This is a genomic window from Leucobacter soli, from assembly GCF_042659205.1.
Classification (GTDB): domain Bacteria; phylum Actinomycetota; class Actinomycetes; order Actinomycetales; family Microbacteriaceae; genus Leucobacter; species Leucobacter soli.
On sequence record NZ_JBHSRW010000490.1, the window covers coordinates 1 to 576 of the forward strand.

The 576-nt window shown below is 74.1% G+C and carries 1 protein-coding gene; it reads right to left on the minus strand.

Annotation, left to right across the window (positions count from 1 at the left end; translation table 11 throughout):
* Nucleotides 1-576, minus strand: a 576-nt coding sequence (locus ACFPZL_RS14125; protein ID WP_382336046.1) for a DEAD/DEAH box helicase, incomplete at both ends; no start/stop codon positions are given.

A 576-nucleotide genomic window follows, 5' to 3' on the forward strand; every position in this document is an offset into this window, starting at 1 on the left:
GGCCTCGGCTGCGGCCGTGGAATCCGTCGCGCGCCAGCTGCACGAGCGCGTCGTCCTTGTGCTCCCGGAGCACGATGAGCACGCGGTGGTCGACGCCCTCGGGCAGGTCGGGTTCGCCGGCGGCGCCGGCCGAGCCATCGCCCGCGATGACCTCGTGGATGGCGGGTCGCGGCATGAACTCGTCGACGAGCCCCTGCACCCGCCCGTCGAGCGTGGCCGAGAAGAGCAGCCGCTGGCCGCCCCGTCGGGTCTGGCGCAGGATCCTCTGCACCGCCTCGACGAAGCCCATCTCGGCGAGGTGGTCGGCCTCGTCGATCACGGTGACGGCGACCTGCCCGAGGCCGAGGTGCCCCCGCTTGGCGAGATCCTCGATGCGGCCGGGGGTGCCGATCGCGATGTCGACGCCGCGCTGCAGCGCGTGCAGCTGCGGTTCGAACGGCTGCCCGCCCACGAACTGGCCGGTGAAGAGGCCGACCGAGCGCGCGAGCGGCTGCACGGTGCGATCGATCTGCAAGGCGAGTTCGCGCGTCGGCGCGAGGATCAGGGCCTTGGGCCGTCGCGGCCCCCGGCGCGCGG